General features: G+C 66.6%; 20 protein-coding genes. 10 read left to right on the forward strand and 10 right to left on the reverse strand.

What is annotated here, in order from left to right; all coding sequences use genetic code 11:
• Nucleotides 1–2: 2 nt before the first annotated feature.
• Nucleotides 3–1,175, reverse strand: coding sequence for a septum site-determining protein Ssd (gene ssd, locus LJ760_RS03005; protein ID WP_227919118.1), 1,173 nt, complete (start codon nt 1,173–1,175; stop codon nt 3–5).
• 244 nt (nt 1,176–1,419) lie between these two features.
• Between ssd and LJ760_RS03010 the strand changes: the two genes are divergently transcribed.
• Nucleotides 1,420–3,843, forward strand: coding sequence for an alpha/beta fold hydrolase (locus LJ760_RS03010; RefSeq protein ID WP_227919133.1), 2,424 nt, complete (start codon nt 1,420–1,422; stop codon nt 3,841–3,843).
• A 7-nt stretch (nt 3,844–3,850) separates the two neighbouring features.
• On the opposite strand, the gene LJ760_RS03015 is transcribed toward LJ760_RS03010, so the two are convergent.
• Nucleotides 3,851–4,117 carry a hypothetical protein gene (locus LJ760_RS03015; protein ID WP_227919136.1) on the reverse strand — a complete coding sequence of 89 codons (267 nt, stop codon included), beginning with the start codon at nt 4,115–4,117 and terminating at the stop codon, nt 3,851–3,853.
• A 116-nt stretch (nt 4,118–4,233) separates the two neighbouring features.
• Between LJ760_RS03015 and LJ760_RS03020 the strand changes: the two genes are divergently transcribed.
• Nucleotides 4,234–5,946 carry a bifunctional 3'-5' exonuclease/DNA polymerase gene (locus LJ760_RS03020; RefSeq protein WP_227919146.1) on the forward strand — a complete coding sequence of 571 codons (1,713 nt, stop codon included), beginning with the start codon at nt 4,234–4,236 and terminating at the stop codon, nt 5,944–5,946.
• Nucleotides 5,947–5,955: 9 nt separating this feature from the next.
• Here the strand turns inward: LJ760_RS03020 and LJ760_RS03025 are convergent, their stop codons facing one another.
• The 3 genes from LJ760_RS03025 to LJ760_RS03035 form a co-directional block, all read right to left on the reverse strand.
• Nucleotides 5,956–6,639: an NUDIX hydrolase gene (locus LJ760_RS03025; RefSeq protein ID WP_374200030.1), complete on the reverse strand. Its 684-nt coding sequence runs from the start codon at nt 6,637–6,639 to the stop codon at nt 5,956–5,958.
• Entirely contained in the window at nt 6,636–7,364 is a 729-nt protein-coding gene (nth, locus tag LJ760_RS03030; protein ID WP_231709216.1) for an endonuclease III, read from the reverse strand. Before nth ends, LJ760_RS03025 begins: the two co-directional genes overlap by 4 nt.
• Before the next feature lie 143 nt (nt 7,365–7,507).
• Nucleotides 7,508–8,761 (reverse strand): hypothetical protein, encoded by a 1,254-nt coding sequence (locus LJ760_RS03035; protein ID WP_227919150.1) that lies wholly within the window; start codon nt 8,759–8,761, stop codon nt 7,508–7,510.
• A 305-nt stretch (nt 8,762–9,066) separates the two neighbouring features.
• On the opposite strand from LJ760_RS03035, the gene acs reads away from it, so the two are divergent.
• Nucleotides 9,067–11,055, forward strand: a complete 1,989-nt coding sequence (gene acs / locus LJ760_RS03040; RefSeq protein ID WP_227919152.1) for an acetate--CoA ligase — start codon at nt 9,067–9,069, stop codon at nt 11,053–11,055.
• Nucleotides 11,056–11,125: 70 nt separating this feature from the next.
• On the opposite strand, the gene LJ760_RS03045 is transcribed toward acs, so the two are convergent.
• Nucleotides 11,126–11,548, reverse strand: coding sequence for an organic hydroperoxide resistance protein (locus LJ760_RS03045; RefSeq protein WP_227919155.1), 423 nt, complete (start codon nt 11,546–11,548; stop codon nt 11,126–11,128).
• Between the two features lie 81 nt (nt 11,549–11,629).
• Here LJ760_RS03045 and LJ760_RS03050 point away from each other — a divergent pair, with 81 nt between their 5' ends.
• The 4 genes from LJ760_RS03050 to LJ760_RS03065 all read left to right on the forward strand — a co-directional run bounded on the left by LJ760_RS03050 (nt 11,630) and on the right by LJ760_RS03065 (nt 15,102).
• On the forward strand, nt 11,630–12,217 hold the full coding sequence (locus tag LJ760_RS03050; RefSeq protein ID WP_227919157.1) for a TetR/AcrR family transcriptional regulator: 588 nt from the start codon (nt 11,630–11,632) through the stop codon (nt 12,215–12,217).
• 79 nt (nt 12,218–12,296) lie between these two features.
• Nucleotides 12,297–13,655, forward strand: a complete 1,359-nt coding sequence (locus LJ760_RS03055; protein ID WP_227919159.1) for an MFS transporter — start codon at nt 12,297–12,299, stop codon at nt 13,653–13,655.
• Nucleotides 13,652–14,119 (forward strand): type II 3-dehydroquinate dehydratase, encoded by a 468-nt coding sequence (aroQ, locus tag LJ760_RS03060; RefSeq protein ID WP_227919161.1) that lies wholly within the window; start codon nt 13,652–13,654, stop codon nt 14,117–14,119. Before LJ760_RS03055 ends, aroQ begins: the two co-directional genes overlap by 4 nt.
• A 2-nt stretch (nt 14,120–14,121) precedes the next feature.
• Nucleotides 14,122–15,102 carry a DUF2332 domain-containing protein gene (locus LJ760_RS03065; RefSeq protein WP_227919163.1) on the forward strand — a complete coding sequence of 327 codons (981 nt, stop codon included), beginning with the start codon at nt 14,122–14,124 and terminating at the stop codon, nt 15,100–15,102.
• A gap of 23 nt (nt 15,103–15,125) precedes the next feature.
• Here LJ760_RS03065 and LJ760_RS03070 read toward each other — a convergent pair whose 3' ends face one another.
• Nucleotides 15,126–16,307 carry a MarP family serine protease gene (locus tag LJ760_RS03070; RefSeq protein WP_227919166.1) on the reverse strand — a complete coding sequence of 394 codons (1,182 nt, stop codon included), beginning with the start codon at nt 16,305–16,307 and terminating at the stop codon, nt 15,126–15,128.
• Between the two features lie 222 nt (nt 16,308–16,529).
• Between LJ760_RS03070 and LJ760_RS03075 the strand changes: the two genes are divergently transcribed.
• Complete coding sequence (locus LJ760_RS03075; RefSeq protein WP_146360700.1) at nt 16,530–17,207, forward strand: Crp/Fnr family transcriptional regulator; 678 nt, start codon at nt 16,530–16,532, stop codon at nt 17,205–17,207.
• 133 nt (nt 17,208–17,340) lie between these two features.
• Here LJ760_RS03075 and LJ760_RS03080 read toward each other — a convergent pair whose 3' ends face one another.
• The 3 genes from LJ760_RS03080 to LJ760_RS03090 are packed head-to-tail and all read right to left on the reverse strand — an operon-like array spanning nt 17,341 to nt 18,882.
• Complete coding sequence (locus LJ760_RS03080; protein ID WP_227919168.1) at nt 17,341–18,252, reverse strand: NUDIX hydrolase; 912 nt, start codon at nt 18,250–18,252, stop codon at nt 17,341–17,343.
• A complete protein-coding gene (locus tag LJ760_RS03085) occupies nt 18,245–18,727 on the reverse strand; it encodes a RidA family protein (protein WP_227919170.1) in 483 nt (160 codons plus the stop codon). Before LJ760_RS03085 ends, LJ760_RS03080 begins: the two co-directional genes overlap by 8 nt.
• Nucleotides 18,724–18,882: a DUF4177 domain-containing protein gene (locus LJ760_RS03090; RefSeq protein WP_227919175.1), complete on the reverse strand. Its 159-nt coding sequence runs from the start codon at nt 18,880–18,882 to the stop codon at nt 18,724–18,726. The genes LJ760_RS03085 and LJ760_RS03090 overlap by 4 nt, the downstream gene beginning before the upstream one ends.
• A gap of 35 nt (nt 18,883–18,917) precedes the next feature.
• On the opposite strand from LJ760_RS03090, the gene LJ760_RS03095 reads away from it, so the two are divergent.
• Both LJ760_RS03095 and LJ760_RS03100 read left to right on the forward strand, forming a co-directional pair.
• Nucleotides 18,918–21,248 carry a transglycosylase domain-containing protein gene (locus LJ760_RS03095; protein ID WP_227919176.1) on the forward strand — a complete coding sequence of 777 codons (2,331 nt, stop codon included), beginning with the start codon at nt 18,918–18,920 and terminating at the stop codon, nt 21,246–21,248.
• On the forward strand, nt 21,248–22,198 hold the full coding sequence (locus tag LJ760_RS03100; RefSeq protein WP_374200025.1) for a metallophosphoesterase: 951 nt from the start codon (nt 21,248–21,250) through the stop codon (nt 22,196–22,198). Before LJ760_RS03095 ends, LJ760_RS03100 begins: the two co-directional genes overlap by 1 nt.
• Nucleotides 22,199–22,332: the final 134 nt, after the last annotated feature.

Here is a 22,332-nt window from a genome sequence, read left to right on the forward strand (position 1 = left end):
ACTCACGGCGCCGCTCCAACCGGCACGGGCACCACCGTCGCCAGAATCCGCTTTGACACGCGCCTGATCCGCGGGCGCCCCGCACCCGCCAGTACCTGGCCGTACTCCCGGCCCGTTCCCCGTTGGAAGGGGAGGTAACCGGCCAGCGGCAACCCCAGGGCTTCGGCCACCAGGACTTCGTCCAATCCGTTCCCGAGCGGACCGCGCACCACTACGTAGGCCGGTACCTCCCGGAGATACCGCAGCAACGCCTGCGCCCCCAGGACCCCGCCGGTCCGGCCCGGCACCACCAACAGCACCTGGTCGCAGAAACGCAGCAGCGACGCTGCGCCGACGGTTCGGCCCAAATCAACAACGGTCAGCTGATATCCGCTCCGCGCTGCATCCACGACTGCAGTGGCAACTGCCTCATCAGCCGGAGGTATCCCCGTCCCCCTGCCCAGAAGCGAAAAGCCTGCGAGCGCCGGTAAACCGGCCGCGAGCTGCACGGGATTCAGGCTGCCGCTTAGCCCCTCCAAATCCGGCCAGCGGATTCCCTCCAGATCTGCAGCGCCCAGGGCCCACTCCAAGCCGGCTCCCCAGGCATCCCCCTCCAGCAACAGCACCGATTGGCCGATCTCAGCGGCATTGGCACTCAACCAGCACGCCACGGTGGAGGTGCCGGCTCCGCCGCCGCCCAAGACACCCAGGACCGTACCTCCGGAGAGGCTGCGCCGTCTGCCCAGAAAGCCCGCGAGCCAGCCGGCTGCTGCGGGGAGAACCGCGACCCGGCCCGCAGAACTTCCCGCAGCTGCGTCCCAGACGGCGGAGTCCTCCGCCAGGCTGACCACAATGACCTCGGGTTTCCCCGTTCCTGCCGAACCGGCTCCCGCAGCGGCGAGCGCGCGCCACGGTCCTCCTTGTTCGGCCAGGAACCGGAGGTGCCCGCTGCCCAACAGCAGCACATCCGGTGCCAACGCCATCGCCTCGGGGATACCCGGAGCCACGGGAATTTCCACGCCCGCAGCTGCAGCGACCCGGGCCACTTCATCCTGCAGCGCCTGGTCCCCGGCCACGAGCACAGCGACGGCGGCGTCCCCGCCCGCCGTGCCCGACAGCCTGCGGCCGGACCGCGTTTCCGGCAGCCGTCGGGTCCGTGCGCGGCCGGCGCCCGGCCCACCTCGTTCCATGTCCATGCGCCCAACCGTCGCACCACGGACCGGTCTGATGTATCTGCCGGCCGAAACACCATTAGAAAGTGCCGCCGGCAAGAAGGTTGTGGAGGAAAGGTCCCGCCGGGTCAGGCTGCCTCCGGCTGCATCGGCTACCGTCGGAGGAATCCGATAGGGTCGGCGCTAACCGGGAGCGGACTATCCGGCAGGAACGCTTCGGCACCGACATCCCGGCGCAGCGGCGCGCCGGCGAAGGAAGCGGGGAGTCATGGAAACCGATATGGAACACCTGGACGTGCTGGTCATCGGCGCCGGCCTGAGCGGCATCGGCGCGGCCTGCCGCCTGCGCATGGACCATCCGGGCCGTTCCGTCGCCCTCTTGGAGACCCGCGGCCGCGCAGGCGGCACCTGGGACCTGTTCCGCTACCCCGGGATCCGCTCCGACTCGGACCTCTACACCTTCGGCTATGACTTCCGCCCGTGGCGTGAAGAGAAAGCCATTGCCGACGGCCCGAGCATCCTGCATTACCTCAAGGAGACCGCCGCAGAATACGGCGTGGATTCCCTGATCCGGTACCACCACCGCGTGCTCTCCGCGGACTGGTCCAGCCGGGACGCATGCTGGACCGTCACGGTCGAGCGCACCCGGACGCCGGAAGCCGGCCCTGACCTTGCCCCGGCCGAACCGGTGGGAACCGGGGAAATCCTGCATCTCACCGCCGGCTGGATCTTCAACGCCGCCGGCTACTACCGCTACGGGGAGGGCTACGCGCCGGAGCTGCCCGGGCGGGAACTGTTCGCCGGACCGGTGGTGCATCCGCAGCACTGGCCCGAGAACCTGGACGTCGCAGGGAAACGGATTGCCGTGCTTGGCAGCGGAGCCACGGCCGTCACCCTCGTTCCGGCGCTGGCGGAGCTGGGCGCCCGCGTGACAATGGTCCAGCGCACGCCTACCTATATCCTTCCCGTCCCGGCGGAGGATCCGCTGGCCCGGCGGCTGCGCGGCGTCGTCGGGCCCGAACGGACCGGCCGGATCATGGCCGAGGTCAGCGCCCGCCGGCAGCGTGCCATCTGGGTGTTCTGCCAGCGCTGGCCGGACCTGGCCCGGAAGCTCATCCGCGGTATCCAGGCCCGTAATGTACCGGAGGGTTTTGAGCTGGATAAGCACCTGAACCCGCCGTACCGGCCGTGGGACCAGCGGCTGTGCGCGGTGCCGGACGGCGATTTCTTCACCGCCCTGCGCAGCGGCAACACAACCGTGGTGACCGGCCGGACCACCGGGTTTACCGAGCGCGGCCTCCGGCTGGCTTCCGGTGAAGAGGTGGAGGCCGACGTCGTGGTGACCGCCACCGGATTCACCGTCCAGGTGCTGGGCGGTATGGAATTAAAGCTCGACGGCGTGCCGGTAAACCTGGCCGAGCACGTCGCCTACCGCGGAGTGATGCTCAGCGGCATCCCCAACATGGCGTTCGCCATCGGTTACACCAACGCTTCCTGGACGCTAAAGGTCGGGCTGCTGACGCAGTGGTTCTCGCGGCTGCTCAGCTCCATGGACCGGCACGGCTACACATCGGCCGTCCCCGTCGCGCCGCCGGACATGCATACCCGGCCGCTGCTGGACTTTGGCGCCGGCTACGTCCAGCGCAGCCTTTCTTCCCTGCCCCGGCAGGGCGACCAGGCTCCCTGGCTGATGACCATGAACTTCCTGGCCGACCGGAGGGACCTGCAGAAAGGTGCGCTGGCGGATGAGTACCTGCACTTCAGCGGTGACGCCGGCGGGGCCGACAATTCGGCGGAGGACCGGTTCGTCACCCTCGGGTCCGGGCTGCGGCTGTGTTACCGGATCGAGGGGCCCGACGACGGCGAGCCGGTGGTCCTTTTGTCCGGCCTCGGCCTGGACCTGGAGGCGTGGCCGGCCGCATTCGTGCAGGGCCTGACCGCTGCCGGTTACCGCGTCATCCGGCCGGATAACCGCGACGTCGGACGCTCCTGCCGGATGGACACCCCCACACCCACCCTGCTGCATCAGGTGCTGGCCCGGCCGATGCCCGGCGCCTACCGGATTGAGGACATGGCCGACGACGTCGCGGGGCTGCTCGAACACCTGCAGGTGGGCCGGGCCCATGTGGCGGGGATGTCGCTGGGCGGCATGATCGCCCAGTCCGTGGCCGCCCATCACCCGGACCGCGTCCTGACCCTGACCTCCATCATCTCCACCACCGGAGCCCGGGACGTGGGTGGCGCAACTTTCTCCACTAAGCGCCGGTTCGCGGCACGGCCTCCGAGGACCCGCGAGGAGTTCATCCGGGCACGGGTAGCCCTGATGCGTCATCTTTCCGGGCGGACCAACCCGGCGGATCCGGCGACGGAAGCCGAACTGGCCGGCCTGGCCTGGGACCGCGGAGCCTATCCGGACGGCGGGGCGGCCCGGGCCCGGCAGCTCGGTGCTATCAATGCCTCCGCCGACCGCACCGGGGCCCTGGCCGGAATCCGGGTTCCGACGCTTGTAATCCACGGCGACCGGGATCCGATTGTGCATCCCAGCGGGGGCGCGGCGACGGTGGCCGCCATTCCCGGCTCACGGCTGGCCACGATCCCCGGAATGGGCCACTACTTCTCCCCCGCGGTGGTGCCCGAACTGCTGAGGCTCGTCGCCGGGCACCTGGGTGCCCGCACCGCGGATTCCGCCTGAGTTTGAGCTAGTCGCCCATCCCGGGCTGCACCGGAACGACATTGATCTTGTTGGCGCCGGGGAAAACCTTCTTCGGTACGCGGGAGAAACCCTTGGCATCCAGGTGGTTCTTTGCGCGGAAAACGGCCACGGCGTCGTCGTACGCCTGATTCAGCCGGGCACCGGTGAGCACTTCGCTGGTGCCGTCGCTGAAGCGGACCGCGATGGAAGCGGAGGCCGGGAAATGCCGGTCCATCCGAATAAAGCCGTCATTGTCCTGCTGAAGAGTGATCAAGTGGTTCCGCCCTGAGAGTTGGTGAGCTTCCAGTCTCCCCTATCGCCGCGCCGCAGGTTTCCCCGCGACCGAAGCGGCTAAAGCACGGTGCCGCGGTTCCGGGTGAGAATAGAAGCATGTACATCGTCCTCGCACCCGGCACCGGCGCTGCCCAGGCGAAGGACGAGACCTGGACCCTGCAGGAAACCGACGACGCCGGCCTTCCGTCCGCGCCCGCCGTCGTGATTACCCGAGACCGGTTGCCCGCGGCCGTGCGGCACTATGAACAACAGCCGGTCCGCTGGGTCTGGGACTCTGCCCGCGCAGTCTATTCCCGGCTGCTGGCTGCCGGACTCACGGTGGAGCGCTGCCACGACCTCGCACTGGTGCGCGGGATCCTGCGGTTCGCCGAGTCGGTGCCCTCCACTCCCTACATCGAAAAACTGCGCGCCGCGGAAGAGGCTCCAGACCCGGCGCCCCGCCAGCTGCTCCCGGTCCAGCACTCCCCCGACCAGACCTCCATCTTCGATACGCTCGACGCCCCCGCCGGAGCGGCGGCCGGTCCGCAGCAGGCCACCGCTGCCGAGCTCGCCGCCGAATTGGCGGACCAATTGGATGCGATCGCCCGTTCCACGTCGCCGGCGAAACTGAACCTGCTGGCCGTCGCGGAGTCCACCGGCGGCCTGATCGCCGTGGAAATGGAACACTCCGGCATTCCGTGGCGCCGGGACATTCACGAGGCCATGCTCCGGGAGAGCCTCGGCGAGCGGCCGCCGGAGGGCCAGCGCCCCGAAAAGCTCGAACAGCTTGTTGCCGAGCTGCGCCTGCTGCTGGGCAACCCCGGCTTCAACCCGGACTCCCCGCAGGAGCTGCTGCGGGCCCTGCACCGCGCCGGCATCGAGGTCCGCAGCACCCGCTCCTGGGAGCTGCAGCAGCAGGACCATCCCGCCATCGAGCCGCTGCTGGAGTACAAAAAGCTCTCCCGGCTCCTCACCGCCAACGGGTGGGCCTGGCTGGATGCCTGGGTGGACGGCGGCCGCTTCCGGCCCGAATACGTAGTGGGCGGCGTGGTGTCGGGTCGCTGGGCCTCCCGCGGCGGCGGTGCGCTGCAGATTCCCAAGACGGTACGGGACGCCGTTCGCCCGGACCCCGGCCACCGGCTCATCGTGGCCGACGCAGCGCAGCTGGAACCCCGTGTCCTCGCCGCCCTGGGGCAGGACAATGCTCTGGCGGCAGCGGCCCGCGGCAAGGACCTCTATCAGGGCATCGCAGACCGCAGTTTCGACGGCGACCGGGCCAAGGCAAAGATGGCAATGCTCGGGGCCATGTACGGGGCCACCAGCGGGGAATCGGGCCGGCTGATGCCGGTGCTGACCCGCGCCTACCCGCAGGCCATCGGCGTGGTGGAACGCGGCGCCCGGGCGGGTGAAGCCGGGCAGGTGGTGAGCAGCCACCTGGGCCGCAGTTCGCCGCCGGTATCGGAACGCTGGGTCCGCGCCCAGCAGAGCACCAGCGCCGAGGAACAACGCCGCGCAGATTCGCTGGCCCGCGCCCAGGGCCGGTTCACCCGCAACTTCGTGGTCCAGGCGACGGCGGCGGAATGGGCGCTGTGCTGGCTGGCGGAGATACGACGGCGGCTGCGGGCGGCGTCGTCGTCCGCCCCTGCAGGAGAACTGGTGTTTTTCCTGCATGACGAGGTGATGCTCCAGGTGCCTGCCGAACGGGTCGAGGAGGTCAGCGCACTGGTGACGGAGGCCGCGTCGGCAGCCACACGGCTGCTGTTCGGGCCGATTCCGCTGGAGTTCCCGGTGGTAGCCGTTGCCGTGGACTCCTACGCGGACGCCAAGTAGCAGCGCAGGCTAGAGAGCCGGAACGATTTCCCGGCTCTCATCCCAGGGCAGGGTCCAGCCCAGTTCATCCAGCACGGCGTTGAGGGTGATGCCGGTGAAGCCCCACACCAGCACTCCGTTCACGCGGAAGGCCGGCGAACGGTACGTCCGAGAGCCGTTCGTGATGACGGCGGTGCGCCGGTTTTCCGGATTGAGCAGGTCGGCCACCGGTACGCGGAACACCGATGCCGATTCCCCGTAGTCCACCACGTCCACCGGCGTGGGCCGGTCCCACCAGCCCAGCACCGGGGTGACCAGGAAGTTGCTGACGGGCAGTCCCACCTCCGGCAGGGTCCCGAGGACCGTAACGCCGTCGGGGTCCAATCCCGTTTCCTCCCGGGCTTCGCGCAGGGCTGCGGCTTCCGGGCCGGCGTCGGCGGCATCCAGGGAGCCGCCGGGAAAGGCCACCTGGCCGGGGTGGTCGTTGAGTGTGGCTGCCCGCTCGACCAGCAGGACATCGAGTTCGGCGGGGACCCCGGCGGAACGGAAGTCCGCTGGCTTGTCATCCAGGTTGCCGAAGAGGATCAGCACGGCGGCACGGCGGGCCGTGGCCGGGTCCACGCTGCGTCGCATCAGTTCCAGGTTCGCGTCGAAGTAGGTGGTGCGGGCGGCTGCGGAGACACCCAGCGCCCGCAGATCGGCGTAGGCGCTCATGCTTCCAGGCCGAAGCCGGCGGCCCGCAGCTGGGCCCGGGTTTCGGCGGCCATCATCCGGGCGTGCAGTTCCTCGCGGCCGGGCGCCAGCTCATACTTGAGCAGTTTGCGTGCCTTCGCGGGGTCCGTTTCGCCTTCACCGTAGGAGGGGCAGAGCTGGGCGACGGGGCAGGCGCCGCAGGCTGGTTTCTTGGCGTGGCAGACCCGCCGGCCGTGGAACACCACCCGGTTGGAAAGCGGGGTCCAGTCCTTCGGCTCGAACAGCGCCGCGACGTCTTCCTCCACCTTCACCGGGTCTGTGGCGGTGGTCCAGCCGAACCGGCGGGACAGGCGCCCGAAGTGGGTGTCCACCGTGATTCCGGGAACGCCGAAGGCATTGCCCAGCACCACGTTGGCGGTCTTCCGGCCGACGCCGGGCAGGGTGACCAGGTCTTCGAGCCGGTCCGGCACTTCGCCGTCGAACTCATCGACCAGCCGGGTGGACAGTGCTTTCACACTGGCCGCTTTCGCACGGAAGAATCCGGTGGGCCGGAGAATCTCCTGCAGCGTCTCCTCGTCGGCCTCCGCCATCGCCTTGGCATCGGGGTACCGGGCAAAGAGGATGGGCGTGACGGCATTGACCCGGATGTCCGTGGTCTGCGCCGAAAGCACAGTGGCCACCAGCAGCTCAAACGCGTTGGTGAAGTCCAGCTCGGCCACGGCGTAGGGATAAACCTCGCCGAGCATCCGGTTGATCCGCCGTGCCCTCCGCTTCAAAGCGAGGAGGGACGGATCGCTGCCGGTTGCCTTTGCCACTGCTGGGTGTCCTTCTACTGACGGTTGGATGCTGCTGATGGCCCCTGATGCTGTTCGGCCCTGCTGCGAACGGCCTACTGGTCGGCGTCGACGCGCTCAATGTTGCTGAGGTCGCGCAGCACGCCGATGCGCCCGGTGCGCTTGTCCTGGACCAGGAATTCGTCACCGCGGTCCTCAAGGCCCAGTTCCCAGTCACCCGGGTGGAACATAAACAGCGGCAGGCCGGTGCGCTCGTCCACAATCTGGCGCGGCGTGCCCACGGCGAACCAGAAGGCTTCCACCACTGCCTCGGACTCGTCACGGGTAGCGGTAATGGGTTCCGCGTTGCCGGCTTCGGCTTCGTGGGCCCCTGCTGCGGACGCTTCGGGGGTTCCGGCGTCGCGGACCACCGGATTCACGGTCGTGGCGGCCATGGGTTCCTCGGCCTGCATTCCGGCGGCCGGAGCGGCAGCGGGCTGCGCCTGCGTAGCCGGTGATGCCGTGGCGGGGGAAACCTGCGTCGAGGGGGTGGATGCAGCGTGCGCGGAGGTGGCGGGAGCGGCTGCTGCCGCCCCGGCGGTGGGGGTTCCGACGACGGCGGTGCCGCCCGGAGCGGAAACATCGGTGCCGCTCTGGCTCGGCGCGTCATGCACGGTGGTGCGGGCGTCCTCGTTGCGGCGCAGCGGGTTGGTGAAACGGCGGGCACCGGCGGCGTTCTCCGTCTCCGGCTTCGCTTCAGGCTTCGGGCGGGCCGGACGCGGACGCAGCGGCAAAGCATCGCGGGCAGTCAGCGCCGCGGCAGCTTCGGGGCGGTTACGGAATTCCCGGGCAAAGAAGGGAAGGTGCGGCGCCAGGGTGGTGGACACCACCAGGCCCAGGGAACCGACCAGCGCGACCATCGCGCCGACGCTGAAATCGGTCACCGTCTGGATGAAGAAGAAAGCCAGGGCCAGCACAGCTGCCACGGAGGCGAACTGGTCCAGGGAGAGCGATCCTACGCGGGGCTTCATCGTGGGCGCGAGGCGGCGGCCGGCAAACAGTCCGGCTACCAGCAGCGGCAGCAGGATGCCGATGCCGATGAAGAACAGGGAAAACGCATTCCAAAGGTTGAAGTCCTCTTCAAACCCGAGACGGGTCACCGTGAAGAACGGCAGGATGCTGCCCACGAGCATCACGAGGACCGAGCCGCCTACAACGGTGTCGCGAAGCCCGAAGGGCCCAACGAGGGCTTCCTGGTCCGTGGCGGCCGGATGTGCCGGCAGGCCCTTGTCCGTCGCGGAGGGATGTCCGCCGGTTTCCGAAGATCCGGCCGTGGTGCGGGCCTCGTTCTCAACAGGGGGGTTGTTCATACTGATCTCCATTCACGACCCCCCTGTCCCTTGACCGCACGGGGTGCGGTCAAGAACTGGAGGTGCGCATCTACGGTACGTAGGCGGTTGCTTCCTTCAGACAGCCTAATCAACGACGGCGAGGCAGACTAGCGCAGGGGCGGCGCGTCCCGGCGGAGTGACATACCGCTCACCGCATAATCGCGCCGTTTTGTGACTGATTATGTGAGCGCGGACACAGTGGCATAAAACCGGGGATAGGGTGGTTTGCAGCCATGCACGATTCCCCTAGTGATGGATTTTCAGCGAAGTGAAAGGGTTCAACCATGTCTGATCAGTCCCCTGCAAAGAAGCACGGAGACGCCTTCGAGAACCTGCTGCATGAAAGCCGCAGCTTCCCGCCGAGTGCCGAATTTGCAGCATCCGCAGTGGCCCGTCCCTCGCTGTATGAGGAAGCGGCAGCCGATGGGCCCGAGTTCTGGGCGCGGCAGGCACGGAGCATTCTCTCTTGGGAACAGGATTTCACCCAGGCGCTGGACTGGACTGATGCTCCGTTCGCCAAATGGTTTGTCGGCGGCAAACTCAACGCGGCGTACAACGCCCTGGACCGGCATGTCGAAGAAGGCCGCGGAGACCGGGTGGCCATTTACTTCGAGGGCGAACCCGGGGATACGCGCACCTACACCTATGCGCAGCTGACCGAAGAGGTCAAGAAGGCGGCGAACGCGTTCGAATCCTTGGGTGTCACCAAGGGCGACCGCGTGGCGGTGTACCTGCCGATGATCCCCGAAGCGGTCATCACCATGCTGGCCTGCGCCCGGATCGGCGCCGTGCACTCGGTGGTCTTCGGCGGTTTCTCCGCCGACGCCCTGCGCAGCCGGATCGACGACGCCGAGGCGAAGCTTGTGGTCACGGCGGACGGTTCCTACCGCCGCGGCAAGCCCAGCGCACTCAAGCCCGCCGTGGACGAAGCCCTCGCCAAGGACGGCCATACCGTCGAAAACGTGCTGGTGGTCCGCCGCAACGGGGAGCCCGTGGAATGGAACGACGGCCTGGACCGCTGGTGGCACGATGTTGTGGACACCGCGAGCGCCGAGCACTCCCCCGTAGCCCACGACTCCGAGCATCCGCTGTTCATCCTCTACACATCGGGAACCACGGGTAAGCCCAAGGGCATCCTGCACACCACCGGCGGGTTCCTCACCCAAACGGCCTTTACGCACTTGAATACCTTCGACCTGCACCCCGAAACGGACGTGTACTGGTGCACCGCGGACATCGGCTGGGTTACCGGCCACAGCTACGTCACCTACGCCCCGCTGATCAACGGAGCCACGCAGCTGATTTACGAAGGCACCCCGGATACCCCGCACCAGGGCCGCTGGTGGGAGCTGGTGGAGAAGTACAAGGTCTCCATCCTCTACACCGCGCCCACCGCCATCCGCACCTGCATGAAGTGGGGCCGGGACATTCCGCAGAAGTACAACCTCGACTCCATCCGGGTACTGGGCTCCGTGGGCGAACCGATCAACCCCGAAGCGTGGATGTGGTACCGGCAGGTCATCGGCGGCAACGGCGGCAAGAAGGAACACCCCGCCCCCATCGTGGACACGTGGTGGCAGACGGAAACCGGCGCCCACATGATCGCTCCGATGCCCGGCATCACGGCCACCAAACCGGGCTCTGCTCAGGTGGCCGTCCCCGGCATTTCAGTGGACGTGGTGGATGAGATGGGCGAATCGGTGCCCAACGGGTCCGGCGGTTTCCTCGTGGTCAAGGAACCCTGGCCGTCCATGCTGCGCGGCATCTGGGGTGACCCGGAGCGTTTCAAGGAGACCTACTGGTCCCGGTTCGACAACATGTACTTCGCCGGTGACGGCGCCAAGAAGGACGAGGACGGCGACATCTGGCTGCTCGGCCGCGTGGACGACGTTATGAATGTCTCCGGGCACCGGCTCTCCACCACGGAGATCGAGTCCGCCCTGGTCAGCCACCCGTCGGTGGCCGAAGCCGCCGTCGTCGGCGCTGCGGACGACACCACCGGAGAAGCCGTGGTTGCCTTCGTGATCCTGCGCGGCAGTGCAAAGGACGACGACGACATTGTCACCACCCTGCGCAACCACGTGGGCAAGGAGATCGGCCCCATCGCCAAGCCGCGGCACATCCTGGTGGTTCCCGAACTGCCCAAGACCCGCAGCGGCAAGATCATGCGCCGCCTGCTCAAGGACGTGGCCGAGGGCCGCGAAGCCGGCGACTCGAGCACGCTGGCTGACAATACAGTCATGCAGCAGATTGCGGCTTCCCTCAAGAAGTAGGCCCCGCAGAAAACAGCAGGTGCCGTCCCCTGATCGGGACGGCACCTGCTGTTGTTTCACCCTGTGCGACTTAGCCGACGGTGACGTCCAGGAACACGTCAATGTTGCCGCGGGTGGCGTTGGAGTAGGGGCAGACCTGGTGGGCGGCCTGGGTCAGCTTGTCCGCAGTGGCTTCGTCGACGCCGGACATCTCCACGTGGAGTTCAACGCCCAGCTTGAAGCCGCCGTCGTCGTTCTTGAAGATGCTGACGTCCGCCGTCACGGCGGCATCCGAGATGGGTGCCTTTTCCGCGCGGGCAATCATCTTCAGTGCGGAGAGGAAGCATGCGGCGTAGCCGGTGGCAAAAAGCTGCTCCGGGTTCGTGCCTTCGCCGGAACCGCCCATTTCGGTCGGAGTGGACAGGTTCACCTCGAGCTTGCCGTCGCTGGTACGGGCTTCACCGTTGCGGCCGTCGCCGGTGGCGGTGGCGGCGGCAGTGTACAAAGCGCTCATGGGGAACTCCTTTTGTGGGGAAAACTTGGTAGACCTCAAGGTAGACTAACTAGTACGTCTACTGCAAATGAGGAACAACGAATGAGGGGACCCATGACGGCAGCTACACCCGTGCGGGAGCGGATCCTGGCACGGGCCTCCCTCCTGTTTTACCGAGAGGGCATCCGGGCAGTCAGTGCCGACAAGATCATTGCCGCTGCCGGCACCACGAAGGTGACCTTCTACCGCTACTTCCGCTCGAAGGATGACCTCGTGGTCGCCTACCTGCGGGAGCAGTCGGCGGCGATGCGGGCGCGGGCAGCGGAGCTGGACCCGGATCCGTGCACCGGGCTGCTGCAGTTCGCCGAAGCGATGGGTTCCGAGGCCTGCAGTGCAGGCTTCCGCGGTTGCCCGTTCATCAATGCGGCGGCGGAATATCCGGACCCGGGCCATCCCGTCCGGGTGGTTGTTTCCGAGCACCGCGCGTGGCTGCATGCCCTCGTTAGCGAACGGCTGGAGCAACTGGGCGCCACGAACGCCGGACAGCTCGCGGACCAGCTGCTGATGCTGCGGGACGGCGCAATGGTGCACGGATACGTGGGGGACGGCACCGCCGTCGAACCGGCACTGATCACGGCCGGAAAGGCACTGGTCCTCCCGCACCTTCCGGAGCCGGGACAGTCCTCCTAGCTCCGCCGAAATCCGGACCAGTGTGACGTTGGACTCATGGACTTGGTGAAACCCTCCACTGCTAGGACAATTCCTGTCTGTGTCTACTACACCCGCAGCGGCCGCACCGCCCGCTTCCCCCACCCCCTCCTCTTCCAAGATGGCCCGCAAAGTTGCGGGCGCATCGTTTATCGGCACTGCTTTGGAGTCCTACGACTTCTATGTCTTCGGCACCGCCGCAGCCCTGATCCTGAACCGGATCTTCTTCCCCGACGTGGATGCGGCAACAGGCATCCTGCTGTCCTTCCTCACCCTGGGCATGGGCTTCATCGCCCGACCCCTGGGCGCCATTCTCTTCGGCCACATCGGTGACCGGGTAGGACGCAAAACGTCCCTGATCGGAACCATCGTCCTGATGGGTACCGCCACCGGAGCCGTGGGCCTGCTGCCGGACTACAACACCATCGGGATCTGGGCGCCGCTGCTGCTGGTGGCGCTGCGCCTCCTCCAGGGCCTGGCTGTCGGGGGTGAATGGGGCGGTTCCATCCTGATTGCCACCGAGCACGCCGCTCCCCGAAAGCGGGCGCTGTACGCGGCCATTCCGCAGATCGGTTCGCCGGTAGGCACCATCATGGTCACCGGCATCTTCCTGCTGCTTACCCAGGTTTCCGACGAGGACCTGGCAGCCGGGGTCTGGCGCATTCCGTTCCTGCTGGCCTTCCCCTTTATGGGCATCGCCCTGTACCTGCGGCTGGCCATCGATGAAACCCCCGTTTTCAAGGGCGTGGCACAGGCGCACCAGATCACCCGGGTTCCGCTGCTGGAGGTGCTCCGCACCCAGTGGGCTGCGGTCCTGGTGGCGGCCGCGGCTGCGCTGCTGGGTATCGGCTCGTACTTCCTGATGACCACCTACACCCAGTCCTACGGGACAACGGTGCTTGGGCTGTCCGAATCCACGGTCCTGAACGCGGCATTGGTCGGTTCGGTGCTGCAGCTGGCAACCATCCCCGCGTTCGGTTTCCTGGCCAACCGGATCGGTTCGGCGCGGATGGTGATGGCCGGGGCCGTTGCGACCCTGCTGATCTCCTTCCCGCTGTACTTCATCATCAGCAACGCCACCGCGCCGGTCTACATCCTGACCATCCTGATCGGCGGGATCGCGCCGACGGCGGCGTGGGCGGCGCTGGGGGGATTGATGGCAGATCTGTTCCCGGCCCGAACCGGGTTCACCGCCATGTCCCTGGCCTACAGCCTGGCCGGCATCCTCTCCGGATTCACCCCGTCCATCACCCAGGTGTTCTCCAACGCAACCGGCGGTGCGTGGTGGCACCCCGGCGTCGTCCTGGCCATGATGTCCCTGATCACCATTGCCGGCGCGCTGGCCGCCCGCCGCATGACAGCGCGCAACACGGCCGCAGTGCAGCCTTCTGATCTGAGCTCCGGCATAGTTAAGCCATGACTTCAGCCGGCACCCGCAACCTCCTCGTCCTAAACGGCCCCAACCTGAACCTGTTGGGCACCCGCGAACCGGCGATCTACGGCAGCTCCACCCTGGCGGATGTGGAGGCCGCGGCCATGGCCGCGGCCTCCGCCCACGGCTGGACCGTGGACTGCGTCCAGTCCAACCACGAAGGCGATCTGATCGATGCCATCCACGCGGCGCGCGGCACCGCGGACGGCATTGTCATCAATCCCGCTGCCTACAGCCACACCTCGGTGGCCATCCCGGACGCGTTGTCCGGCGTGGAACTTCCGGTGGTCGAGGTTCATCTGAGCAACATCCACCGCCGCGAGGAGTTCCGCCACCACTCCTTCGTCTCCGCGGTGGCGGAGGTAGTGATCTGCGGGGCCGGTATCAGTGGCTACCGCATGGCGGTGGACTACCTGATCGGGTCCGCCGTCGCCGGGCAGTCCGCGGAGTAGCCATGGCCGCCACTGCGCAGCGGTATGCCCGGTTCGCCGAATTCGAGGCCCGGGGATCCTCCGATGTGTATGAGCAGTGGACCGCGGCTATCAGCGCGGATCCTGAGGTGCTGGAGCTGATTGACGCCCTTCCGGAGGCCAAGCGCCAACCCAACCTCGTGCTGGCGGCCGCCCGGAGCCGTGGCGCCGCCGCCGGACCCTACGCGCAGTTCCGTTCCTTCCTGCAGGAGCATTGGGAAGACATCCGGACGGTCATCCTGCGCCGGAGCACGCAGACCAACGAACCCCGCCGCTGCGCCGTCCTCCTTCCCCTGTTCGCCGAGATCGCGCGGACGGAGGGTCGCCCGCTGGCCCTGATCGAAGTCGGCGCTTCCGCCGGGCTGTGCCTGTATCCGGACCGCTACGGTTACCGGTACGACGACGGCGACCTCCTCAACGATCCGGGCCGCGCGGACCTGGTCCTGGACTGCACGACCACCGGCAACCCGCCGCTGCCGCGGTCCTGTCCCGAAATCATCCACCGCACCGGGGTGGATCTGTCGCCGCTGGACCCTGCCGACCCCGAAGACCTCGCCTGGTTGGATGCCTTGATCTGGCCCGGCATGGAAGACCGCCGGACACTCCTGAAGGCAGCGGCCGAAACCGCCGGCTGCTCCCCCGCCCGGATCGTCAAGGGGGACCTCAACGCCGAAATCGCCGGATTGATTGAAGCTGCCCCGCCCGAGGCCGCCGTCGTTGTGTTCCACACCGCCGTCCTTGCCTACGTTCCGAAGCCGGACCGGGAAATCTTCCGGGACACGGTGTCCAGCTATGTGGATATCCCCGCACGCCCGGTGCATTGGATCTCCAACGAGGGCAGCGGCGCTCTTCCGGGGCCGGCAGAGCCTGAACACGGTACGGAACCCGGACTGTTCGTCCTGCACCACAACGGCAGGGCCGTGGCCCGCACCGGAGCGCACGGACAGTCCCTGCACTGGCTATAGCGGGGTACTGCTGTCGTCTGTTTTTATTTGCTGGTGCACTGACCGGCCGAAACCGGGCTGTCATAACCCGGCGCGGCATCAACCACCGGGCCGACTTCAGCCAGTGAGAGGGCATAGCCGATGGGCTGGTCGCTGGTGGTCTTAGCGAAAATGATGCCGGCGAGGCTGCCGTCCATGCCCAGCAGCGGCCCGCCGGAATTACCCTGCTGCACGTTCGCGGCCAGGGTGTAGACCTCCAGCACCGAGGGGGAGGTTCCGTAGATATCCCGGACGGACACGTTGGACAGGCCCTCGACACTTGCGGCCTGCAGCCGGAACGGGCCGCCCGCCGGGTACCCGGCAAAGGCCGCGGTGGTGCCGGCTTCAAGCGGCTCACCCACGGGGACGGGATCGGCGTCGAGGCCTTCCACCGCGAGGACGGCCAGGTCGCGGGCTGAATCGAAGTGGACCACCCGTCCGGGCAGCACGCTGCCGTCGGGAACCTCCACCACTGGTTCGTTCACGCCGGCAACCACGTGGGCGTTCGTAAGCACGCGGTCATCCGCCACCACAACACCTGACCCTGTCTGGTTCTGTCCGCACTGGTACGCCGTGCCGGTGATTTTGAGGACCGACGCCGATGCGGTCCGCAGCTCCGCGGAGTCCACCTCCGCGCTGGGCGGGACAGCCGTTTGGGGTGCGGCGCTGTCAAGGATGGTCGGCAGCCCCTCGGAGACAGTGAAGGAACGAATCTGCGCGCTCCAGGTCTTCACCTGCTCGGGGGTGGCATCGTCAATGGTGGTGAGTACCTTCGAGGCGGCAATCTGCTGGGACAGGAACGGAACGCCCAGCGTCGTCACGCTAAAGGCAAGCATGGCCATGACCAGCGCTGCCACTGCAAGGTTGGCTGCACCGCCGAGTACGCGGTCCAGGAACCTCAGCGGCGGGAAATTCAGCCACCTGCGGATCATGCCGCCAAGCGCGGCCCCGGCTGCGTGGCCCACGAGCACGAGGACGACGGCCGTGGCAATGACCACCGTCAGCCGCCAGCCGTTATCCGGAACCCATTCGGCAACCAGCGGAATCGCGAAAAAGGCGCCAATGGCGCCGGCAACGAATCCGACGATCCCGCCGAGGGTCACCACCAGTCCGTTGCGCAGTCCTGCAACGAGGTAGAAGAGCAGGACGAGGAGCAGGATGATGTCCAGAAGTGTCAGTCCGAGCACAAAGAGCTCCAAGCGTGTCAATCGGGGTGGCCCGGCGGTGGAAGACCGCTGCAGTTGCGAGTTTATAGGGACAACCTGCGGAAGCCGTTATCAGGATTGCTCCCGCGCTTGTGGTCCTGCCCTCTTTTTCGCACCTATCAGTGAACAAACGTGCTTCAGGTATCACTAGGGGGTGACGTGCGGCAAGATAATAAGGAGAGACCACTATTTACAGGAGATTTCATGGATATCGAGGTACTGCGCCGCGCGCCGTTGTTCGCCTCTCTGGGAGACGACGTCTTCGCCGCCCTGACCGAAGAGCTCACTGAGGTCGACCTCTCACGCGGCGCCTCCGTCTTCCGCGAAGGCGATCAGGGCGACCAGCTCTATTTCATCGTCTCCGGCAAGATCAAGCTTGGCCGCTCCGCCCCGGACGGCCGGGAAAACCTGCTGGCGATCCTCGGCCCGGGCGAACTGTTCGGCGAGATGGCCCTCTTTGATCCCTCGCCCCGGAACGCCACGGCAACCGCCGTTTCCGAAACCCGCCTAGCGGGCCTCCGCCACGAGAACCTGCGCGCCCTGATTGAAACCCGCCCCGAGGTTTCCGTCCAGCTGCTGCAGGCACTGGCCCGCAGGCTTCGCCGCACGAACGAGTCCCTGGCGGACCTCGTGTTCTCCGACGTTCCGGGCCGCGTGGCAAAGGCGCTGTTGGACCTGGCGGACCGCTTCGGCCGTCCCGCGACCGACGGCATCCTGGTTGCGCACGAGCTCACCCAGGAGGAACTGGCCCAGCTGGTTGGCGCCTCCCGCGAAACGGTGAACAAGGCCCTCGCCGAGTTTGTCCAGCGTGGCTGGCTGCGCCTGGAAGCCCGCGCGGTTGTCATTCTTGACGTCCAGCGGCTGCGCCAGCGCTCCCGCTAAAGGCAAGAAACACCAACAACGGCGGGGGGGGGGGCGGGGGCCCGCGGCCCCCGGGTTGGGGTGGTGGCCCCCCGCCCCCGCCGTTGTTGGTTGAGAACCGTGCACGTTTGTGCACCGGCCGGGCCGCAGCCGGCTAGCGCCCGTGCTGGGAGGATCCTTCGGTGCCGCCACCCGCACGAACGGCTACGCAGGGCTTTCCGTCAACCTCGACCAGTTCCGGCTGGTAGACGGCTGCGGGCCGGCGGCTTGAAAGATAAGCGATACAGCCTCGGGCGGACGCTACCTTTTCCAGGGTGAGTTCGACGGCGGGAACCACCAGTTCGCCAAGGGTCAGACCGGACGTGTCCGGCTGGCCGATTTCGTCGCCCAGCTCGGTGCTGTCCCGCGCGGCAATGACTTCCGCCGCCGGTTTCCAGTCTGCCCAGACACCTTTACCCTCCAGCAGGGTGGCGTCCTGGCCCACCGGCTGGACCGCGGCAAAGTACCGGGTATCGAAGCGCCGGAGCGCAAAGTCGGCGCTGTGCCAGTTGGAGAGCGGGCGCAGAAGGTCCGTTCGCAGACCGAGTCCGCGCTTACCAAGCAACTCCAGGAAGGATGCCTCCTGAGTGGCAATGGCCGTCCGTGCAGCCATCCATTCCGGGCCACGGTTGCTTTCCAGCAGGGTGGACTCGTCAGGGCCGGCCAGCAGGATTCCGGTTTCTTCGAACAACTCGCGGATTGCGGCCACGACGTGGCGACGGGCGTGCCGGGCGTCGTCGGCGCCCATGGACTTCGCCCACAGTGCCGGGGCCGGACCGTACCAAGCGACCTGCGCGTCGTCGTTCTCTTCGATGCTGCCGCCCGGGAAGGCGACCTTGCCCAGGGGCGATTCGCCGCGCCGATAGGAAAGGTACGTCTGGGTACCCCGCGGGGAGTCCCGCAGCAGCACCACCGAGGACGCCAGCCGCGGTTTGCGGGGCGTGCGGTCGGGGCGCTCGAACCAAGTCTGGGCCGCCACCCGGTCCGCGGGGGCTACCGGGAAAAGCCGGACTGAGGAGTTAGGCAAATTCAACGATCATTTCTACTTCAACAGGCGCGTCCAGAGGCAGGACCGCCACGCCGACGGCGGAACGCGCATGGCTTCCCGCGGAGCCGAAGACATTTCCCAGCAGCTCGGAAGCACCGTTAATGACGGCCGGCTGGCCGGTGAAGGAAGGGTCGGAGGCGACGTAGCCCACCACCTTGACCACACGTACCACGCGGTCAAGGTCACCAATCTGAGCCTTCACGGCGGCCAGGGCATTGACGGCGCAGATGGCCGCGTAGGACGCGGCATCCTCTGCCCCCACTTCGGCACCGACCTTGCCCGTGGCCGGCAGGACCCCGTCCACAAACGGCAGTTGGCCGGATGTGTGGACGAGGTTTCCGGTGATCATGGCCGGAACGTAGACGGCCACCGGGGACGCGACGGCGGGAAGGCTCAGGCCCAGTTCCCGGAGCCTGACCTCAACAGCCGAGACTGCACCGGCAGCGCCGGTCACTGGTTTTTTTCGCGTTTCATGTAGGCAACGGAACCGGTTCCGTTCGGCGCCGAAGCGATCTGTACCAGTTCCCAGCCTTCGTCCCCGTGCATATTGAGGACTTGGCCGGGTGTGTGCAGTGGAAGAGGCGTAATGAAGTATTCCCATTTGGTCATAAGGGAAAGCGTAACGTGCTTGTAGACTGTCTCGCATGGCAGCACGCAAATCACCGTTCTTTGACACGGCGACCACTCTCGGGAAGCTCGTCGCGTTCTTCGGCATCAGTGCTCTTTGCGGAGTCCTGGCTGCCGGTCTCCTGGTTCCGGTAGCCGCAGCAGCAGGCACAGCCGCATCCGGATCCATCCAGTTCTTTGACCAGCTTCCGTCGGAACTGGAACGTGGGGCGCTGGCCACGCCGTCAAAGATCTATGCAAACGACGGCTCCCTGATCGCCACCGTGTACGAGGAGAACCGCCAGCCGGTGACCCTCGACCAGGTGTCGCCCAATATGGTGGACGCCATGCTGGCCATCGAGGATGACCGGTTCTACGATCACGGCGGGGTGGACCTGCAGGGCATCATGGGTGCTTTGGTGTCCAATGCCACCAGTGACAGCACGCGCGGTGCTTCCACCATCACCCAGCAATACGTAAACAACGTCATCATTGACACCAACATGCAGAACAACGAGGAAGTTGTTTTCAGCGGCGGTAAATCGGTTGGCGACAAGCTTCGCGAAATGAAGCTTGCAATTGCGGTGGAAAAAGAGCTGAGCAAGGACGAAATCCTTGAGGGCTACTTCAATATCGTTCCGTTCAGCGGCACCACGTACGGCGTCCAGGCTGCGGCCCGCTACTTCTTCAACGTTGACGCCAAGGACCTGACCATTGCCCAGTCGGCCCTGCTGGCCGGCGTCGTCAACGGCCCCACTTTTTACAGCCCGGAGCTGAACCCCGAGCGCGCCCTGGAACGCCGGAACCTGGTGCTCCAGGCCATGTTGGATAAGGGCCGCATCACGCAGGCAGACTTCGACGCCTCTGTTGCCACCGGACTGGACCTGCAGGTCACTCCGGTTTCCAGCAACTGCGTTGGCGCCTCCCAGGCCCCCTACTTCTGTGACTACGTAACACGCCTTGTGCTCAACGACGAGAACTTCGGCGCCACCGAGGAAGATCGGGACAAGCTGCTCAAGCGCGGCGGCCTCACCATCAAGACCACCCTGAACCCAACGTTCCAGAATGCCGCTCAGACAGCCGTAAATGAAACGGCCAATCCGGACACCACCGACGCTGAGATCGGCCACGCGATGGTCAGCATCGAACCGGGCACCGGCAAGATCCTGACGATGGCCCAGAACACCCGGTACACGCCGGAACTCGCGGATGGCAACTCCGTCCAGAACTTCAATGTGGACGTCAACCAAGACGGTGATCCAGCCAAACCCCTCAACGGCTTGGGCGGTTTCCAGCCCGGGTCCACGTACAAACCGTTCACCGTTGCTGCCTGGCTGGATTCGGGCAAAACCCTGAACACCACCCTGAACGGTTCCAAGCGCACCTACCCCGCGGGGCACTCCTGGAACGCCAAGTGCCTGCCCGGCGGCCGCTACGTGGCACTTGAACCGTGGACGCCCATCAACTACGGCGATACGAACTACAAGAGCACCACCGTCCTGGACGGCCTGGCACAGTCTTACAACACCATCACCCTGGCGGAGATCAACCAGCTGGATTTGTGCTCCTTCCAGGAAATCGCCTTTGCCGCAGGAATCCACAACGGCAAGAGCTCGGAAGGCAAAGAGGACATGCTCTCCGTCGATCCGCCGTCTACCTTCGGCGGCGGCGGCGACGCCTCTCCGCTGTCCATGGCCACCGGTTTTGCTACCCTGGCCGCCGAGGGCGTGAAGTGTGACCCCATTGCGCTTGAGTCTGTCACCGGCGCCGACGGCACCGAATATCAGGTTCCGGAGCAGTCCTGCGAGCAGGTGATGCGCAAAGAGGTTGCCCAAGGCGTCAATATGGCCACTCAGCGGGTGATGACCAACGGTTCCGGTGTGAACCTGCAGGTCGGTGTTCCCACCGCAGGCAAGACCGGCACCAACGACACCCGCTCGCAGACCTGGTTCATGGGCTACAGCACCGGAATGGTCACCGCCTCGTGGATCGGCAACTGGAAAGCCAATAACACCACCATGTCCGACAAGCTGATCGGCGGACGGACCTACCCGGAGATCGACGGCTCCCTGATCGCCGGTCCCTCCTGGAAGAATTACATCCAGAGGATTGCCGGCCAGTACGAGGCCAACGCGTTTACCGCTCCCCCGGCCAGCATGGTCGGCAACACAACACCGCCCCGCGCCACTCCGCCGGCTTCCCCGCCGGCATCCCCTGCCGCAGATCAGGGGCCTGGCAACGGCGGCGGCAACGGTAACGGCGGCGGCGGTAACGGTGGCGGTGGCGGTGAAGGCGGCGGCAACGGTGGCGGCGGTGAAGGCGGCGGCGGCAACGGTAACGGCGGCGGCAACGGCGGCGGTAACGGCTAGTGGCTGATTCGACCCTCACCTCCGTGGGGCGGAAGGCAGCATGGTTGGCCGGCGGCCTCGCCGGCACCGGCGCTGCGGCCCTCGCCTACGGCTCCCTGATAGAACGGAACCTCTTCGGCGTCCGTGAAGAAACCGTCCGGGTCCTGCCGACCGGAAGCACTCCCCTGCGGGTCCTGCACCTTTCGGACATCCACTTTGTTCCCGGCCAGGAGCGGAAAGTCCGCTGGCTGCAGGGCCTGGCTGAGCTGGAACCGGACCTGGTAGTCAACACCGGCGACAATCTCAGCCACCCGCAGGCAGTGCCAGCCGTGCTTGAAGCGTTGAAACCCGTGATGCGTTTCCCCGGCGTCTTTGTCCCGGGCTCCAACGATTACTACGCCCCGGTGCTGAAGAATCCGTTCACGTACTTCACCGGCCCCTCCAAGCATCGGCGCGAGCCGGAGAAGCTGCCCTGGGGCAGCCTCTTCGACTCTTTCCAGGACGCCGGCTGGCAGAACCTGACCAACACCAGCAGCGTGATGGACCTGCCCGGCCTGCGCCTGAACTTCTCCGGAGTGGATGACCCGCACCTGGGGCGGGACAAATATCAGGGCTTTGCACCGTCCGGCGTAGCCGCATCCACGGGGAACAACGCAGCGCCCGAAGTGAAGATCGGCGTCGCCCATGCTCCCTACCAGCGGGTACTTAACGAGTTCACCGGCGGGGGTGCCGAGATCATCCTTGCGGGGCACACCCACGGCGGACAGGTCTGCATTCCCGGCTACGGCGCCCTGGTCAGCAACTGTGACCTGCCGACCTGGCAGGCCCGCGGCCTGACGTCCTGGGCACATGCGGGACGCCGGGTGCCGCTGAACGTCTCCGCCGGCATCGGCACCTCGCGCTATGCACCGGTGCGCTTTGCCTGCCGTCCCGAGGCGGTCCTGCTGACCCTGACGGCGCGGGACTCCTAAGCCCGGACCAGGCGCCGGACCGGCCTTCCGCAGGTGCCGCCGGAGACGTTCAAAACGTCCGTTTCGCGGAATCGGGATTTGTCTAGTATCCTTGTAAAGTTGCTTCGCGAGGTCGTCAAACACTTCAGCGAAAC

It is taken from the genome of Arthrobacter sp. zg-Y895 (assembly GCF_020731025.1).
Taxonomy (GTDB): Bacteria; Actinomycetota; Actinomycetes; order Actinomycetales; family Micrococcaceae; genus Arthrobacter_B.

Bases quoted from the DNA above. Each gene is read 5' to 3' on its own strand.
- ssd (WP_227919118.1), bottom strand. From the start codon at position 1,175: ATGGACATGGAACGAGGTGGGCCGGGCGCCGGCCGCGCACGGACCCGA.
- LJ760_RS03010 (WP_227919133.1), top strand. From the start codon at position 1,420: ATGGAAACCGATATGGAACACCTGGACGTGCTGGTCATCGGCGCCGGC.
- LJ760_RS03020 (WP_227919146.1), top strand. From the start codon at position 4,234: ATGTACATCGTCCTCGCACCCGGCACCGGCGCTGCCCAGGCGAAGGAC.
- LJ760_RS03025 (WP_374200030.1), bottom strand. From the start codon at position 6,639: ATGAGCGCCTACGCCGATCTGCGGGCGCTGGGTGTCTCCGCAGCCGCC.
- nth (WP_231709216.1), bottom strand. From the start codon at position 7,364: ATGCTCGGCGAGGTTTATCCCTACGCCGTGGCCGAGCTGGACTTCACC.
- LJ760_RS03035 (WP_227919150.1), bottom strand. From the start codon at position 8,761: ATGAACAACCCCCCTGTTGAGAACGAGGCCCGCACCACGGCCGGATCT.
- acs (WP_227919152.1), top strand. From the start codon at position 9,067: ATGTCTGATCAGTCCCCTGCAAAGAAGCACGGAGACGCCTTCGAGAAC.
- LJ760_RS03045 (WP_227919155.1), bottom strand. From the start codon at position 11,548: ATGAGCGCTTTGTACACTGCCGCCGCCACCGCCACCGGCGACGGCCGC.
- LJ760_RS03050 (WP_227919157.1), top strand. From the start codon at position 11,630: ATGAGGGGACCCATGACGGCAGCTACACCCGTGCGGGAGCGGATCCTG.
- aroQ (WP_227919161.1), top strand. From the start codon at position 13,652: ATGACTTCAGCCGGCACCCGCAACCTCCTCGTCCTAAACGGCCCCAAC.
- LJ760_RS03065 (WP_227919163.1), top strand. From the start codon at position 14,122: ATGGCCGCCACTGCGCAGCGGTATGCCCGGTTCGCCGAATTCGAGGCC.
- LJ760_RS03075 (WP_146360700.1), top strand. From the start codon at position 16,530: ATGGATATCGAGGTACTGCGCCGCGCGCCGTTGTTCGCCTCTCTGGGA.
- LJ760_RS03090 (WP_227919175.1), bottom strand. From the start codon at position 18,882: ATGACCAAATGGGAATACTTCATTACGCCTCTTCCACTGCACACACCC.
- LJ760_RS03095 (WP_227919176.1), top strand. From the start codon at position 18,918: ATGGCAGCACGCAAATCACCGTTCTTTGACACGGCGACCACTCTCGGG.